This window comes from Longimicrobium sp. (assembly GCF_036388275.1).
GTDB lineage: Bacteria > Gemmatimonadota > Gemmatimonadetes > Longimicrobiales > Longimicrobiaceae > Longimicrobium.
The window spans coordinates 1-15,886 of record NZ_DASVSF010000091.1; the positions used below are offsets into that span (position 1 = coordinate 1).

At 61.3% G+C, this 15,886-nt stretch carries 10 protein-coding genes; 3 read left to right on the plus strand and 7 right to left on the minus strand.

The features are described from left to right. Positions 1 to 469: 469 nt before the first annotated feature. Positions 470 to 1,345 (plus strand): HNH endonuclease, encoded by an 876-nt coding sequence (locus VF632_RS18895; RefSeq protein WP_331024491.1) that lies wholly within the window; start codon positions 470 to 472, stop codon positions 1,343 to 1,345. Positions 1,346 to 1,393: 48 nt separating this feature from the next. Here VF632_RS18895 and VF632_RS28285 read toward each other — a convergent pair whose 3' ends face one another. The 5 genes from VF632_RS28285 to VF632_RS18915 form a co-directional block, all read right to left on the minus strand. Then, the gene (locus VF632_RS28285) at positions 1,394 to 2,206 is read right to left on the minus strand and encodes a hypothetical protein (protein WP_414682905.1); all 813 of its coding nucleotides are present in this window, start codon (positions 2,204 to 2,206) and stop codon (positions 1,394 to 1,396) included. Next, on the minus strand, positions 2,109 to 7,685 hold the full coding sequence (locus tag VF632_RS18900) for a hypothetical protein (protein ID WP_331024492.1): 5,577 nt from the start codon (positions 7,683 to 7,685) through the stop codon (positions 2,109 to 2,111). The genes VF632_RS28285 and VF632_RS18900 overlap by 98 nt, the downstream gene beginning before the upstream one ends. Continuing rightward, the gene (locus VF632_RS18905; protein WP_331024493.1) at positions 7,682 to 8,209 is read right to left on the minus strand and encodes a hypothetical protein; all 528 of its coding nucleotides are present in this window, start codon (positions 8,207 to 8,209) and stop codon (positions 7,682 to 7,684) included. Before VF632_RS18905 ends, VF632_RS18900 begins: the two co-directional genes overlap by 4 nt. A gap of 983 nt (positions 8,210 to 9,192) precedes the next feature. Continuing rightward, positions 9,193 to 10,149: a hypothetical protein gene (locus VF632_RS18910; RefSeq protein WP_331024494.1), complete on the minus strand. Its 957-nt coding sequence runs from the start codon at positions 10,147 to 10,149 to the stop codon at positions 9,193 to 9,195. 1,445 nt (positions 10,150 to 11,594) lie between these two features. Beyond that, the gene (locus VF632_RS18915; RefSeq protein WP_349264016.1) at positions 11,595 to 12,896 is read right to left on the minus strand and encodes a DNA cytosine methyltransferase; all 1,302 of its coding nucleotides are present in this window, start codon (positions 12,894 to 12,896) and stop codon (positions 11,595 to 11,597) included. A 738-nt stretch (positions 12,897 to 13,634) separates the two neighbouring features. On the opposite strand from VF632_RS18915, the gene VF632_RS18920 reads away from it, so the two are divergent. Both VF632_RS18920 and VF632_RS18925 read left to right on the plus strand, forming a co-directional pair. Continuing rightward, positions 13,635 to 14,396: a hypothetical protein gene (locus VF632_RS18920; RefSeq protein ID WP_331024496.1), complete on the plus strand. Its 762-nt coding sequence runs from the start codon at positions 13,635 to 13,637 to the stop codon at positions 14,394 to 14,396. An 18-nt stretch (positions 14,397 to 14,414) separates the two neighbouring features. Next, a complete protein-coding gene (locus VF632_RS18925) occupies positions 14,415 to 14,624 on the plus strand; it encodes a hypothetical protein (protein WP_331024497.1) in 210 nt (69 codons plus the stop codon). A 78-nt stretch (positions 14,625 to 14,702) separates the two neighbouring features. Here the strand turns inward: VF632_RS18925 and VF632_RS18930 are convergent, their stop codons facing one another. Next, a complete protein-coding gene (locus tag VF632_RS18930) occupies positions 14,703 to 15,116 on the minus strand; it encodes a lipocalin family protein (RefSeq protein WP_331024498.1) in 414 nt (137 codons plus the stop codon). Between the two features lie 71 nt (positions 15,117 to 15,187). Then, the gene (locus VF632_RS18935; RefSeq protein WP_331024499.1) at positions 15,188 to 15,745 is read right to left on the minus strand and encodes a hypothetical protein; all 558 of its coding nucleotides are present in this window, start codon (positions 15,743 to 15,745) and stop codon (positions 15,188 to 15,190) included. Positions 15,746 to 15,886 lie beyond the last annotated feature (141 nt).

Genomic DNA, 15,886 nt, shown 5'->3' on the forward strand with positions numbered 1-15,886 from the left:
CGCCTCCAGCCCCCGAATCGCCGCGCGCACTGCGGGCGAGAGGACTTCACCAGCCGCCTCCAGCTGCTCTATGATGCTCATGGGCCACAATATGTAGTGGCTCATGTGAACAAAGTCTACAGTTTTGTACAACCCACTGAACGGTTACGACAAATCAACAGCGGCGCGTCCGTCCGCCCTCTTACTCTGCTGCCTCACACCGTTCCCGTCAACGGTCGAACGGTCAAGCAGACTACTCCGGTCGCACCCCTCGCGGCCACTGTTCGTTTGCTCCGAGATCATCATGCGCCTCCAGCCCGTTGATGTACCCTTTCCAGCCACGCGCGTCACATTGCGGCTCTCGCAGCAAGGCCGTAGTATCACCTGTGTCGTCTAATGGACGCTCACGGCACCAGGCCGCCAGCTCTGGCGCATCGAACGCGATCGGTGTCTCGGAACGTGTTTACAACTTCATCAATCTTGGCCTAAGATGCCGCTCGTCCTCGTTGAGAATGAGCGTACTGCCGGCGGGCGCTACGATGCTTGGCAGGACCTCACTGGCCAAAGGTACCATTTTCCGAACGCATACCGCCTGATGGTGCGGGAGGGCGAGGAGTTCGTCTATTACCGAGGCGTGCGGGCGAGCGGCGGCAGGCGGAGAGCGCATCCAGAGTACTTTGGCTACGGACGTATTGGACGCGTATGGCCCGACCCCGCCAACGATGAATCCGCACCAAAGCGAACCCGCAGCTGGTTTTGCGAGATTTCTGACTTTCAGCGGTTCGCATCGCCGGTTCCCTGGAAGCGAGACGGGCTGACGATTGAGGAGATCCCGCGGAACCTGTTCGGCAATGGCGTGCGGAGGATATCTCAAGCCGTGCTAGACGAGATATTGGTATTGGCAAGCCTGCTCGACGGCAACAGCAGTTATTTGACGAAACAAGGCGAGATCACCATCGACAGACGTTCTCTAGGACGCGACGGGAGTCCGACCCCTCGTCAGACAATTGTTACTTCTCGGATCGTGAGAGATAGCCGGCTCGCACGTGCTTTGAAAGAACTTCACGGCAACAGATGCCAAATCTGCGGAGACACACTTCTTCTTCCGGATGGAACCAAGTACTCGGAAGCCCACCACATTCGCCCGCTCGGGCAGCCGCACAACGGGCCAGACGTCGCGGCCAACCTCCTCGTTGTGTGCCCGAATCACCATGCCCTTTGTGATCTCGGTGGAATAACGCTGGATCTCTCGATGTTGTGCCATCATCCCGGCCATGTCATCAGCGACGACAGCGTTACGTATCACAATTCTGTGGTTCTGATGGCAGGCAGCGCCTGCTGTTCGAACACGGGCTCCCATAGCTAGGCTGTGGGATACAAGAGATAGAACTCCGCTACCCTTGCACGGATGTAGCTAATCCGTTCCCTCCCACTCGGGATCTAAAGGGCTTCTGCCCAAGATGATTCGCCCGGTCTGGCACCTCTCAGCCAGGGGGCATTGCGCGCAGAGGGGGTTGCGCGGGCGGCAGATAAGTGAGCCCAGATCGAGTATCGCCCAGTTTATCTCCTTCGTGTCTGTGCCTTCCACTACCCTAAATGCGAGTTGTTGAAGGTACGGATCGTACCGGATATCAGCGAGTTTGCGCGGCCCAAAATAGCGCTCAAGGACGCGAGCCATGTTGGTGTCCAGGAGCGGGGCGGCCTGGCCATGAGCGAAAAGGAGTACAGCGCTCGCGATGTATTGGCCGACTCCGGGCAGGCTCTCAATCTCGTCACGTGTCTGCGGAAATGCTTCATCACGTCGAACAATCTCCTCCGCCAACAACTTAAGCGATGCCGCGCGCCGCTTCCAAAGGCCTAGTGGGCGGAGTTCGTTTCCTAAATCCTCCTCCGTCGTGCCTGCAATCGATCCCCAAGTTGGGAACCGCTCCAAGAACCTTGGAAGGAATGCTGCAACTGCCGTTGCAGTGGTTCGCTGAAGTAAAGCTTCAGAGACGACGCGCTCGTATAGCGAAGCATTCGGATATCGCCACGAGAACGACCGTCCATCGGTGTTGTACCAGGCCAACAGCTTGCGCCGAAATGCCATAACCCGGGCGACTGAGACGTCGTGATTCAAAGCTGTATCGCTATGTTGCTGCCAACGATGGGTCTCCAGATGACACCGAAATTCCATCTTGGACCAGGGAATAGAACGGCGTGCCGAGCACAATTTCCCCGGGAACATCGAATGTCTTGAACAAGCACTGGTGGTTTCCAAGCTGACGAATTCGGTCAGACAGATGAGTCGTGTTCCCGGTTAGACCGAGTGACGCAAGCTCCTGTGGTGACACGTTCGGCACCTTGTGAATGAACCAGGACAGGAGCGGCTCTCGGTAATCCGTCGCCCCAGCTTTGAAATGGCGCAGGTATTGTGAAGCGAGGATAACGCCAACCCCGAATTCACGACCCTGCAGGAGGATCTTCCGGAGGACGTCGAACTCGTAACGCATGATGTTATCCGCCTCGTCCACCAGGAGGTACGAGTCGATCGTGCGTAGTTGTGGATCGGTCCCGGTGTACGGGCGCTTCGGAATGTGCAACATGTGCTCGTAGAACATGTTGAGCATAATAGCAACGAGCATGTTTTTCGTGCGGTCGTCCTGACCGAGCGCGTCCAGCGACAGGACGACGACACCGTCTAGGAACTGGCCAAATGTCGTTGTGCTGCCGGCTTCCCGCGCGAACAGTTCCATGTCAACCATGTCGCCGATGATTGACATGGGAGCATCCGGCTTCCCTTGGACATGCGCCTTGTATCGATCGTAAACATCGTAGATCGTCGGCTGGCCTCCTATGGCCTGGGCGCCTTGGTACGAATCACGGACTGCTTGCTTCAGGTTTTCGCGCTGTACGGGCCCGACGTTGCTATAGATTTTGTCCAGCACGTCGGCGAAAAACTTGAACCGGTCAAGCCAGGGCGCGGCGCCGCCGTGGGACCCTGATATATCAAACATGTTCAGCGGCAAGTTATGCGGGGTGACAACCCGCGCACCTACAGCGTCAACGAAATCGGGGGAACTGTAGTCCTTCTTATAGTCGAAAATCAGGAAACGCGGTCGCACGCCCCCGTTCAGTTCGGCTGACCGAGAGATCTGGTAAACGAGCGATTTGACGAGCTGCGTTTTTCCGGTCCCCAGGTCCCCTACAACTCCCATGTTCAGCTGATTCAGTGCGGTGAGGCTAGGCCGCAGGAATTTCTGTTCCGTCGTAAAGCCATCGATCGTTGAGCCGACCAACACCCGTACCCCGCCCGGAGAAGACGGCGTCGACGGGGCGTTGCCGACGAGCGTCGATTGCTTCACCTGTTCCGCGGTGCCCTGGGCATCTTGGTTCGAAGGCGGCACTGGAGGAGCACTCTCCGGTGGCAGGCTTTCCACCGTAGCTGGGACCTCGGATAGATGCCTGGGATCGGTGCCCTGGCCACGTATGGTTTCCGACCCCGGCACTCCAGAGGCTTCCGTAAACTGTGAGGGAGCGGCTGCAGTGGGGCGAAGTCCCCAGTCCTGGATTGCATCGCGGACCCGCGCGTACAACAGGGAGGGTTGTCCGCTAACCATGCACCCCGCGTCTTCGGCACTAAACACAATGGTTTCCTTGAAACCATCGCCGTCTATGTCCCGCGGCTGACTTGAGGTAGATGCATCGAAAATCAAGGCCCGTCCAACCGGATCAACCTGGATTTGCGCTTCGTCGCCCAGGATAGCTGCGATCACCGTGTGGTGTAAACGCGACCACTCACCAGGGCTCTTTGCTGCCGCAAGTTGCTGGCTATAGACCCGGAATCCAAAGTCCAAGATCGAAACTAGCAGGTGCTGGAAAGCGAGCTTCCAAATTACTGAGCCAGCGATATTCCCTTGTTCCCAGAGTTTACTGAGCAACGCGGACAACGCCGCAGCCTGCGAGAGCGCGTCTCGGCACGCCGCCACATGCATCACTTCCTCGCGCCGGTATTTGACTTCGATCGGCGTGATACGGCAGCGAACGGAGGAATCGGTAATCGATATGCTCGCAACTACGAGATCCGGGCGTAGAAACTGGCCCGTCCCAAGGCTCCGCTGCAGGTCCAGCAGGTAACCGCGGAACGGGTCGACTGGAATTACGAGCGAAACCTCGTGAGCGTCACCATCGCGAGCGAGTACGGGTGTGATGCTGGGGCCAAAATCCGCACCCCGGAACTCGTCCTGCAACAAGCGGCCGGCGAGGAACAGCCCGAGATCGCCGGCTGCCCCCGAGGCACCGGAGGACAGGCCCCGGACGGTCGGGATGCCACGGCGTGCCACCTCAAGCAGGATATCGGTGATGACCTGCGATTCGAGAGATTCGCATCCGGGCAGTCGTGCAAGCAGATGCTGAAGTGCCTCGCAGTCGATCTTCTTGGCGCGAGAGAGTAGGTAATAACCGTTGGTATCGCCCGCACGATGTGAGTACGACGGTAATTCGTAATCCCAGAGGTACACGCCATCCAACCATCCCCCAAGAAAGCAGGCGGGGTCAACGGCTGATGATGATACCGCCACGTATTCCGCTCGCTGTCCGAACATCCCCTGGATCACCTGCACGCTCGGAGCAAAGGTGTAGCCCATGCGCTCGTCTCGAAGGTTCTCGAGGCGTGCAACACTCCGCATAACGGCGTCAGCGAGACCGTCACCCGATGCCGGGCCAGCAGCACCCGTTCGTGATTCACTCAAGAACGCGCCCGACCCGGCCGCGAGTTGGGCCCGGACTCGATGACGGATGAGGGCGCCAAGGCCGAGCGGGGAGCCGAGTTCCATCGGCTCGGCTGCGGCATTCGAGGTTTCGAGTTGTGCGATAATCCCGAGGTCAGGCCTAGCTTCCGGGGGTATGTGGGCAAACCACTTCACGGCTCCCGACGTGTCCTCCGTGAGATTCGCCACTGTGGCGTCTTCTGGCCGCGCGCCAGGAGGGCGCTGGTCAAAGACCTGTAGTTGCCGTGTACCGAAGAACGAGGTGAACGGCGGCGTTTCCTCGTTCAGTGAAAACCTATCGCGCGCCCACGTCATGATCCCATCATTGCACGCGTCGCTGTGCCCGGCATTGCTCGCTACGGCCACGTTGAGCACTGGCTTCGCAACCATCAGCGAAGCAACGTCGTCTAGTGACCGGCGGACCTGCGCCACGCTGAACCCGCTGGAAACCCCGCCCAGTCGAAGCCCAAGTTCCTCGTCGAAGGGCGCAGTGCCGGATCGATTCGGTAGTCGATCCAGCCGGCTTCCGTTCCAGAGCACCGACCAATAATCTGATGTGCACTCCGTCGCTAAGAACGTCACCTGTTTAGTAAACCCGCCAGGTGTTCGGAGCGCCAAGGAGAGGACGTCTGGTACAGCGTCTGGGTCGAGGATGCTCCCGGCGGGGCACGGGATGTCCGCTCTCCAAGCATCCCACAGCGCACGCTGTGCAAGGCAATGCCACCCGATCCTGACAGGGTGGAGAGGTGAAACAAGCACTGCGTCGGGTTCCTGGGACAACGTGCAGCCATCAGCCTCCAGTGGGCTGAACACCACCAGGTCCGCCCAGACGGCCGTTGCCGGGTCCTCTTCTAACCAACGCAGGTACGATCGAACGTACGCGTCGACGTGGGCGGCGAACACCCCGTCTCGCATCCACGCGCCAAGCTCCGCCTCTTCGATTAGCCCATCCCCTTCATTGCCACGAATCCGTTGCGCGAGCGCTAGCCGGGCGTCGATAAACTCCTGGGGCGGCGACATCGCGTCGGGCGCCGGCCGCGGGTCATGCAGGAACCGTCCTCGCGAGAGGATCGTGTCTTCCGATAGTCCCCAGCTTGGCCGCCGCCAGCGCTCGCGGCAGTCGCTCGCTAGGACCAACGGGTAAAAAGACCGGTGGACGTCGGCAGCATCGAGCGCCCAAGCCTGCAGGTCAGCTACTCGATGCTGGCGATCCACCTGGACGACGGACCCACCACGTCGGTCCTTCAATCGGTTCAGGCGGATCAGTCGCTCGAATTCGCTTCGGGAACCATCGTTTGGCGTCTCGTCGTCTGACGTAATGTGGAGGCGGAGCCGTTCCTTTGTGCCGTCACCTCGCGAGTAATCTAGGTCGTAATAGCACTCCGCGGTCGCCGCGATTTCCAGCCCTGAAGGGCCAGTGAATCCCCGCGCCGAGACAGAGACGATCGCTTCGAGCGGCTCGGCACCGGGAACAGAGATGTCGATCCCTACGGCTCGCTCGGGCAAAACGACACCCGGGGCGACATACAGGTCAAGTAGGTGCCTACCCTCTCCCGTAACGACGATCTCGCATTCAACCGTGTACTTGTTACCGGCTTTGGCCTTTGAGGGCAGTTTCAGCTTCGTGGCGGTTCGGCAGCCTATTACGATCCCCGGCTCCCACTGGGCAAGGGAAACGATGCGCAATGCTGTTTTCTTTAGACCAAGGGCAGAAACGGCAAAACGGATCGGCTGCCGGTGCTTGGGGGCATCACCATCAACGAGACTGGCATTCTCTTCTACATTGAGTTGCCACTCGCGGTGACTTGATTTAGGCCCGGCCTCGCGAGTGACGGTCACTGCGATTGGCGCAGCTATGTCGTCGGGCACGGCAACAGAGAGTTCTACTGCATCTGCCACTACATGGGGGAGGCCGCGACCGGGGGGAACGATCGTATTCGTGCAGTGGAGCTCGAGCGTTCCGAGGGATTTGCCGCCCTCTTGCTCCAACAGTTCAGCAAGCCGCTCAGTAGTCAGCACTGCCCACCAGGATGGTGGATCGTGGATGCTGGTACCGGAACCTGGTGCGTAGTAGAACGAGGCCGCTCGTGCCAACGCCAGGGATACGTCGCACCGCGACTGGAGATGTTCCAGGCACGCGTCGATCGCGCCCTGTTCCTCTTCGCTGGCGTTCCGCTTAAGGTGCTCGGCTGTTGCCGCATATCCGTCATCCACAATGGACGACATCAACGCGTTTAGTACTCGGACCTGCTCCTTCGCATCGATCCGGCCGTCCGCGAGTGGAGGAAATCCACAAGCGAGACTCCAGTACCTCCCCAATGGCACTTGGGATGTGCCGATCGACAACACGCGGGAGATCGCTGCCCAGCTCTGCTGACGCTGAGCGTCGTGGCGATCCCCTTCATCGGCGGCGAGCACCGCCCTTTCCAACAGTGCGTGGGCACCTTCTCGGTCGACGGATTCGTGTTCCGAATGCCGCTCGATCGCCCGTGTCACCAACTGCTGCACGAAAGCGTCGTCCCACCAGTCCTTCGCCGCGGCGCTGCCACCGTTGTTATCCGCGGACACCCCGAACGGGTCGGTTGCCTGGTCGACCGAGAGGATGCTGTGCCGCGCCGGAACGGCGAGTGCAAGAAACCTAGGGCATGAAGGGTGGTTTCGGAGATCCAGTAGGTAGTCCGCGTCACAAAACCCGGAACTCCCGACGGAGGGATTGGCGCTGCCGTCCGATAGCTGGTCGGTGGGGAGCAGCACCGGCACGACCACCTGCGAGCCGTCGCCTAGAGTTGCCTCTATCCCTCCTGTTGGCGTTAGACATTGCAATACCGGCTCGAGGAACTCTAAAGGAGGTCCATGGAAGATGCTGCGGAGTTCGCCGCCCGGGTCTTGCAACGTGCGTACGGCACCACGCACCCGGTTTTCGATAAAGCCGGCAATCTCACGAACAAGTACGTTCACGCGCGTTCTCCTGTCACAGTCCTCACCACCTGGAACGGGGGGACGAGCAGCATTCCGCTCTCGGCATCGGGGCTATCGAGGACAAGGCCAAGCATTCGCAATTTTCTACCTAGGTCACTTTTCGTGATGTCGTCCCGATCAACCCCAATTCCATACCAAGCAAGGTGCTCGCAAAGGCGCTGTACGGAACGAGGACCGGCTGCCTCGGCAAGGCAGCAATGGACAAAAGCGAGCACTGCTACCGGCCCTAGGGATACGACCCACGGGGCAGAGGCGTAATCGGCGCGTTTCTTTAACTCATAGCCTTGATCGAATCCCCTGAGGTTTTCGTCGGCTGCTTGGCGTTGTCCGAGCACGTAACGGCAGAATTCCACGATATTCGAGCCGATGCCTCGCTTGCACGCGATGGTCCGGGCGTGTTCGTCCCGCATGGTGGCCAGTACACCAAGGATATCGGCATCGAGTAGTTCTTGCCGCCGCTCGCCAACTACCCTGAGGAAGGCTGCGAGGTCGGCTGCAGACAAGAGGCTGTTAATTCCGTGCCCTGCTTCCTCGAGATGCCAAAGCAACAAGTTAAGACCGAGTCGGGCGCTGAGGTACCGCGACGCGAGGTCGCGTACGATGGGCAACGCGGGAGCGCCGTGTACCAGGTGCGTCGTCGTATTCTCAATGATACCTGTACGAACATGCTCCTCGTCTGGCGGGGGGGCGCCCTCTAACACTGTCCGCACTGCCCGCCATAGCCGGTCATTAACATCGCACAGCCACAATACGTGGGCGACGGTGCCGAGCCGTAGGACTGCTTCCAAGAGGCTCAACCACTGCCGACGAGTCATGCAGTGCTTGGCCTGGAGAACAGCCGAAAGGTCCCGTGCGAGTTGCATTGCCGGGAGGTGGAGCCCCGCCTTGTCACTATCCGGAAGCGTTGGCATATCACGCAGGAGAGTTGGCTTCCACTCTGTGCCGGGCGTTCGCCGACGTTCCATCTCGGCCTGGAGCCAGCGCGCCCAAATATCATCCTCCGCTCCCACTGACAGGCCCTTGTACAGGTCGGCCCAAAGCCGCTGGGCAGCCTCGGCGGTCGGAGAGCCAAGCCGAATTACACGTTCTACGAGCTGGCCAGGGTTCCAGGGGTTCGCACTGAGACGGGCTGAGCCTGAGTACAATGCGACATCTGGAACCATGGGGCACAGTTGAAGGAACCGCTTTGCAGATTGGTTCTGCTGCTTTGGGCTCTCTAACGCGGAGTTTAGAACGGTGCGCCAGAAGCCAACGCTAAGGTGCGCTCCCGGCCCCTTCGTTTGGATGTTTGCTGCTTTGTCGAACGCTCGGCCGGCAGCAGGGACCGAACTCTCGGCGTGTGTACCGAAGCCTGATGCCCGGTATGTCGATGCGACGACTACCTCCGCCGTGGCGAACTCCGGCGCCGGGCGGATGTTGAATGCCGAACGGTCCTCATAAGCCTTGTGTGACGACGCCCAAGGTGCCTGTCGAAATGAATTTACAGTCATTCCGCTCCACCCTTCCTGACCAAGAACTGCTGCATCTCCCTCACGATGACCTCGTCTCGCACGCCGATCCGGATTTCTGCGCCGTCCAACTCGACCTCGTCTCGAACGATGTGACCAGCTAAACGTGCGCGCGCAGCATCGAGCGCCGCGACCACGGTGCCTGGTAGCGAGGCAGTGACCATCCCTGCTTGTAGTTCCTGAACCGCCCGAAACAATTCGTATGTCAGCGGGATGTGCTGTGCCGCTGCCTTTGGACCCACCTCCAGGAATTTCAGGTCAGCGGTGGGTCGCCCGGTGTTTGCGGCCGCTACGGACCGGACTTTCTGCTTGGGTGTTTTCAAGACCACGCGACGGGCTTGGGGGGGAAGCGGCTCCCCGAAAGTAGTGTTGAGCGTCGTAATAAAATGCTCACCAATGTTGAGCAGGCCTTGGACTTGTTTGGCCGACTGGTACATCAACCCCGGATCGCCTTGCACCACCTGCTCGAAGTCATGCAACGTCTTCACATCACGAACGACTCCAGTCCGGGCACCGAGATTTCTCCGGACTATCCGGCAACTGATATCACGGACTACCGCCTGAAGCCGTGCGGCAACTGCCGGCTTGTGCCGCCGGTTTTCCGCTGCGCCGAGCGTATCGTCACAATCCGCCAACAATTCAAGCACATCGATTTCAATGCGGGAGAGGACTTGGTATTTTCGTATGAATTGCAGCGCATCCCGTACGGAGTGGCTGAACCGTGCATCAACGTCACGCAACGCGATGCGGGTCTTGGCGCTGACATCCACCTCCAGGTCGGGATCAGCTTCAGCTGGGTCTAACGTGTCACACAGTTGATCAAGCTGTGACTTGAGCGTTGCCGGTATCGCTACATCATGCGACAAGGTGAGAAAATAATGGAGCCTGAGAAGTGGCACGTGGGTATGCAGCTTTAGCTCACGCAACTCCTTCATGATCCCAGCGCGTTTGAGTCGCGGCCACCGGGAGAATATAACGTGTTGGTACTGCGCTCCCATCAACACAAATGGTGCGGCGAACGCCGTTGGGTTAACCTTCCCTAATGTTTTTTGACTGATAGCCCAAAGCTTTGCTGCCCACTCGCAAGGGCTGCTGTCGGTGCTCGCATCGTGCTCGGGAGCGCCCGCCAGCAAGAACGATGTTAGAGAGAAGAGATCACGAAAGCTCCACCGCTTCCCCGTTGCAAGCTCATACCAACGCAGAATTCTGAGAAGCGCTCCGCGGTGCGGTTCGCCTGCGAGCAGCGCGCGACTGCGACAGAATGGGCACCGCTCCCCTGCGGCACAGGTTCCGGCCGCGGGCCACTTTTCAGCCGCAGTAGCGAGTTGGAGCACTTGGGCTGCAGGCGAAGACACAATCTCGGTAGAGGGGCGCTCAAGCAGCGACTCGACGTCCATCGGCCAGATTGCCACGTCGAGGTACCCAGCCAAAGGCCAGCACGAGGTAGCACTCGGGCTCAAGCTTACCGCCCGAGCGACAGCGTCCAGGAGAGCCCGGGTGCCGTGTCGTCCCTGCTCCGCGGCGACGATCGAAGCATCATCAAGCACGCCGCGGTTTATGCATGCAAGGTAGAGCTGGCCCGGCCCTGCGGCTTGCGCTGCTTCCAGGTCAAGCGCGAGGAGTGTAGCCGCGCTTTGCCCTGGCTGACTCGGGTCGCCAACCGAGGCGTCCTGCACCAACGTGAGCACGACCGGGTGCGTGAAACCGGTGATCCACGGGAGGTCAACGTCCACACGCCGTGGTACGACCGACCCGTCGGTGGGTGAGAAGAGAGTCCTGAGCTGGGCTTCCAACTCCCCTGGCATTCCGAGCGCCGACTCTAATGCCCGGAGCGTTTCCTCTACTGCCTCGGTCTTCCCGTTGCCCGGACCCCCAACTAGCAGAATCACACGCGGGGTTTGCGGAGTTCCAGCCGCGACAGCTGCAGCCCAGTTGCGTAACCGATGGAGCAGTGCCGTTTCGACAAGGGCGCCGGCCGGACGACCGCTGCTCCGGTGGAAGAGCCGTCGCACACCTCCTGACCGATGGCCAGCCCACTCGCGTAGCTCTGCGGGAAATGGCGCGACCTCTCCGGTGCCGGGGGGCGAGCCGGGACGGAGGGAAGGAACGGCTACGAGTGTCACGGTATTCTGTGTCGAAGCGAAGCGATGGAGCCGAACTAAGAATCTGGAGAACTACAGAGCGCTGCTCGGCCCGCGTAAACATGATGTTATCGAACGATACAGTCTAACTGGATGTGCCGCCAGTGGCGCCTTAGGTGAAAATGGGTCACACTGCCCGGTGACGAATAGTCGTGGGTCGCGAGCGCCGCTCCCGACATTCAGCGGCTGCGTGTTCTAAACTCACCACCGTGACTGCCGCGAGCCCTTGCTCGTAAACGCTAGGATTCTCTTGGTGATTCAAGCCCCGGGTCGGCCCCAACTCGCTGGTTGTCGATTTGCTCGATAAGCTCTCCCAAGCACTCCGCAAGCAGCGGTGGAACTGCGTTCCCCACCTGTGTATACCGTGGCGCCTCCTGCTTACGTGCTTTACCTCCCGTTGTGTACTTGCCCCGGAACTCGAACCAATCGGGGAAGGATTGCAGGCGCGCGTACTCGCGAACCGTGAGGATGCGCGGCTCCATGTAGTGCAACAGGTCGTCGGGTAAGGTTGTTAACGTGTGCGACGGCTCGTCCTGGTCAAGAACGACGGTATGATGTTTTTTTAAGCCAAGCCTCTCCCGGTCCGTCACAGACAGCCCGACGCCCTTTCGACAAGTTTCAAGGATTTCTTTGAACCGCTCGATGGTGTCTGGCCGGTGGTTAGCCAGCCTGAGGCTGTTCGGTTGGATGCCTCCGCCGTTGAGTAGTTTCTGATACGGAGTCAGGGGACCCTTGTAATCAATCTCACAAAAGCCAGGTGTTTCCGTACTGACGCGCTTTCCATTCAGGTCTACCATCAAGTCCGAGAGTGCCTCGCCTGCGCTAATTGGGCGATCCGTCGGGATTCCCTTTCGTTCGAGAAACGCCCCGCGGATCCCGGCGAGCATTTCGAACGGGTCAAAGGCTTCCGGGCGAGCGAGCAGATCTCGACGCACTCCGACAATGATGAACCGCGGTCGATGCTGCGCTACGCCAAACTGAGAGGCGCGCAACACAGCCGAGCGCACCTCGTATCCCTGGCGTTCCAGCGCAGATCGGATTTTTTCCGAGAATGGCTTCCGCGGTCGGCCTCGGCGTGGATTGTCGGCACGCTCCTTTTTTCCATGCGCAACCTGGATCCCAGCCACATTCTCTAGCAGGAGATACTTCGGCTGGATGAGAGACACTACGGCGATATACCGCATGAATAGTTCATTCCGCTCGTCGCCCCCTCGTCGCTGTCCGGCAAACGAAAACCCTTGGCAAGGTGGCCCGCCGACCACGAGATCTACCTCGCCCTGGAGCGTCTTCAACTGCTTCCGGTATCGCTTTACGAAACTCCCGATCTCATGTGGCTCGGTAGGCAGCCACTGTGGCCAGTCGAACCGCCCACGCTCTTCCGCGAGGACGAGGTTGTGCTTGAGGGTCTCGAATGCAAGAGGACTTTTCTCGATGGCGAACAGCCCCTTCCATCCGGCATTCATCAGGCCGAGAGAGAAGCCGCCGCACCCTGCGAATAGGTCGATGAATGTACGAGGTGGGTCCTGAGACCCTCGGTCCAACTCGCTCGGAAGGTCCGGCTGTGCTTCCCTCAATGGTGTTGACATCCGCAGTGAGTTCAAGCTATCCCTGGAGCACAGGGATGGACGTGCAGCAAGATATCGCCTCTAGCCCCAAGGCCCAAATATGGCCTTCGCGACTCGCGAATTGCTTCGCAGGCCACGAGCTACTTGCGACCGGGACCTGATAGCCCTCAGGATTCCGCGAAGCTGCAACTCTCTCGGGGGTAGCACTGGATTAGTGCCCGCTTGCACCGAAAACCTGCGCGGTCAGGCGAACAGGACGATTTCAAGGGCACACAGCAACAGCTTCGCTTCACGTCGTGCAGGTTTCTCATTCCCGCTTGTTTCGGAGGATTAGGTCAGATGTTACCGTACCAGAGGGCACAAATTGGAATGGCGCAGCTCAAGGCGGCTGTGTTCGAATTGCTCCAGAACGTTCCTGACGGAGGGCTTAGCAACGCGCAGGTCGGTCGGTCGCTCGGGATCTATTCAGGCCACGCCGGACATGAAGGCCACATCTCCCGAACTCTTCTGTCGATGCTGGAGCAGGAGGGCGTGGCTCGGCAGGATCCTGGCACCAAGCGCTGGGTTCTACGTAGACATACCACGGAAGCAGTCGAGGACTGATTTGCGCCGGAGCTAGTCCTCGTCCCGAATATTAGGTCAGCTGAAAATCGTATGCCCCGAAACGTCCGCCCGGTGGCCGAACCGGAGCGGGCTTTCGGCGTACTACGGCCCATGCTCCCGATCCGCATCGAGCCGCAGCTGCTCACGCCGTCCAGGGAACCCCCGGAAGGGGACCGCTGGATCCACGAGGTGAAGTACGATGGCTACCGCCTGCTCTGCCGGGTGGAGCACGGCCGCGCCCGCCTGTTCACCCGCCCGGGCAACGACTGGACGCTGGCCCTGCCCGGCATCGCCGCGGCGGTGGAGGCGCTGGAAACGGGCGACGCGTACCTGGACGGCGAGCTGGTGGCCATCGGACCGGACGGCGTGCCGGACTTCGAGGCGCTGCGGCGGTCCATCGGCGGGGGCCGCGGCGCGCTGCCGCTGGTGTACCAGGTGTTCGACGCGCTGTACGCGGGCGGGCGATCGCTGATGGGTGCAGACCTGCTCACCCGTAAACGGATTGCGGCCCAGCTGGTGCGGAAATCGCGGGTGGTGCGGTACACGGACCACCTCGCCGGCGGCGGGGCGGCGCTGTACCGGGCGGCGAAGGCGGCGGGGCTGGAGGGCATCGTCTCCAAGCGCGCCGACAGCCCCTACCGGCCCGGCGTCCGCTGCCGCGACTGGCAGAAGGTGAAGTGCTTTCACCGCTACACGTTCATGGTGACGGCCATCTCCCGGTCCGGAGCACGATTGAGCGACGAGGCCGGCGAGCACGTGGGCACGGTGCCCATCTACGGCGGCGCGCCCCGCGTGGGGCAGCCGGTGCAGGTGCGCGCCCTCTGGTGGCGCCCCGGGCGCAGGCTCAGGCACGCCGTCATCCAGGGCGGCTGATTTAAGCGATTTGGTGGAATGCACGGCAACCTCTTCAAGCTGCGCGGGTTCGCGACCAGCCGCACCTGCCCCGCGTGCCGCAGCGAGACCATGCGCACGGAAGCGTACGGCGCGCTCGACACGCTGCTGAGCGTGGTGAAGCTGCGGCGCCGATGGTGCCGCCGGTGCCTTCGCCAGTGGATCGCGCCGCGCAACCTGCACCCGCCGCGCGACGAGCCCTACCTTTGACGCGCCACGGCCCGCCTCCCCCCCGGGGAAGCGGGCCGTTTCGCGTGCTGGAGTGCGTGAGTGCGTGAGTGCGTGGGATCAGCGCACGAACACCCACGCCCCGCCGAAGGGCATGGCCAGCGTCAGCGTGTTGCCGCTCACCACCCCGGTCACGGGCACCGCGTTGGCATCCACATCCTCGTAGAACAGGGAGATGGTGCTGCCGCTCGAGGTGTAGGTGCCCTCTTCCGTCGTCACGCGGCGATCGGGGATGGGTCCCGAGCCGGGAACGGACGATTCGATCGTGAAGGAAAAGCGGCCACCGCGGCGCAGCTCCAGGCTCCCCGCCTGGATGCTGGTCATGGGGTCCAGCGTCGCGGGAACCGCGGTGCCGTTCACGGTGCGCAAGGTGTATTCGCCCGTGATGCCGTCGCTCCCGGCGGGGTCGCCGCAGCCCGCCAGCGTGGCCGCCAGGGCAATCAACATCGCAATCAGAAATCTGCCGCGCAGCATCTTACATCTCCTGTAGTTCATCACATCGATGGGTAACGAAACGCGGGCGATGGACCGCGCGCCGGGCTGCGCTACTGGATCCGCAGCCCCAGCCCGATGGAGGTGGTGCCCAGCATGTCGCCCCGAAAGCGGGGGATCACCGCGCCGCGCAGCGAAAGGACCAGTGCCGTGTGCAGGATGAGGGGCGTCGACGCGTCCAGCCGTCCCTGCAGCCCCAGCGCGCCGCCCTCGTTTTCCCCGCGAAAGTACTCCGGCCCCGCCAGCACGCGGGTGGTGGCTCCCGACGACCAGGATCGTGAGACGCCTGCGAGGGCACCCACGGAAAGCAGCACCGGGAAGGTGTCGAAGCATCCGCCTTCGCGGTCCATCACGCACATCAGGTCGCCGCCCATGGACGACTGCGCCCCGGCGGTTACCGCGCCCACGAGGGTTCCCGTGCCGGACCGGCCCAGGTTCACCCCCACCACCAGGTCGGCGGCCGCCCCGCCACGGTTCACGTAGGAGCCGCCGCTGCCCGTCCGCACGCTCAGGCTGGCGTCCACCGACACGGGAAAGGGCTGCTGGGCCGCCACCGCGGGAGCCACCATGGCCGCGGCGCCAAGGCACAGGATGAAAATGCGCTCGATCACGGGAAACCTCTCGATGAACGGTGAACGGGACGCTCGCCGACGGGAAGGCGCGGAAACAACGGTTCAGCGCGCCCAATTGTGACGTGGCGGGGGCCGGAGCCACTGAAGTAGCGGCGAACCTGTCATCCTGGGGCCCAAGTG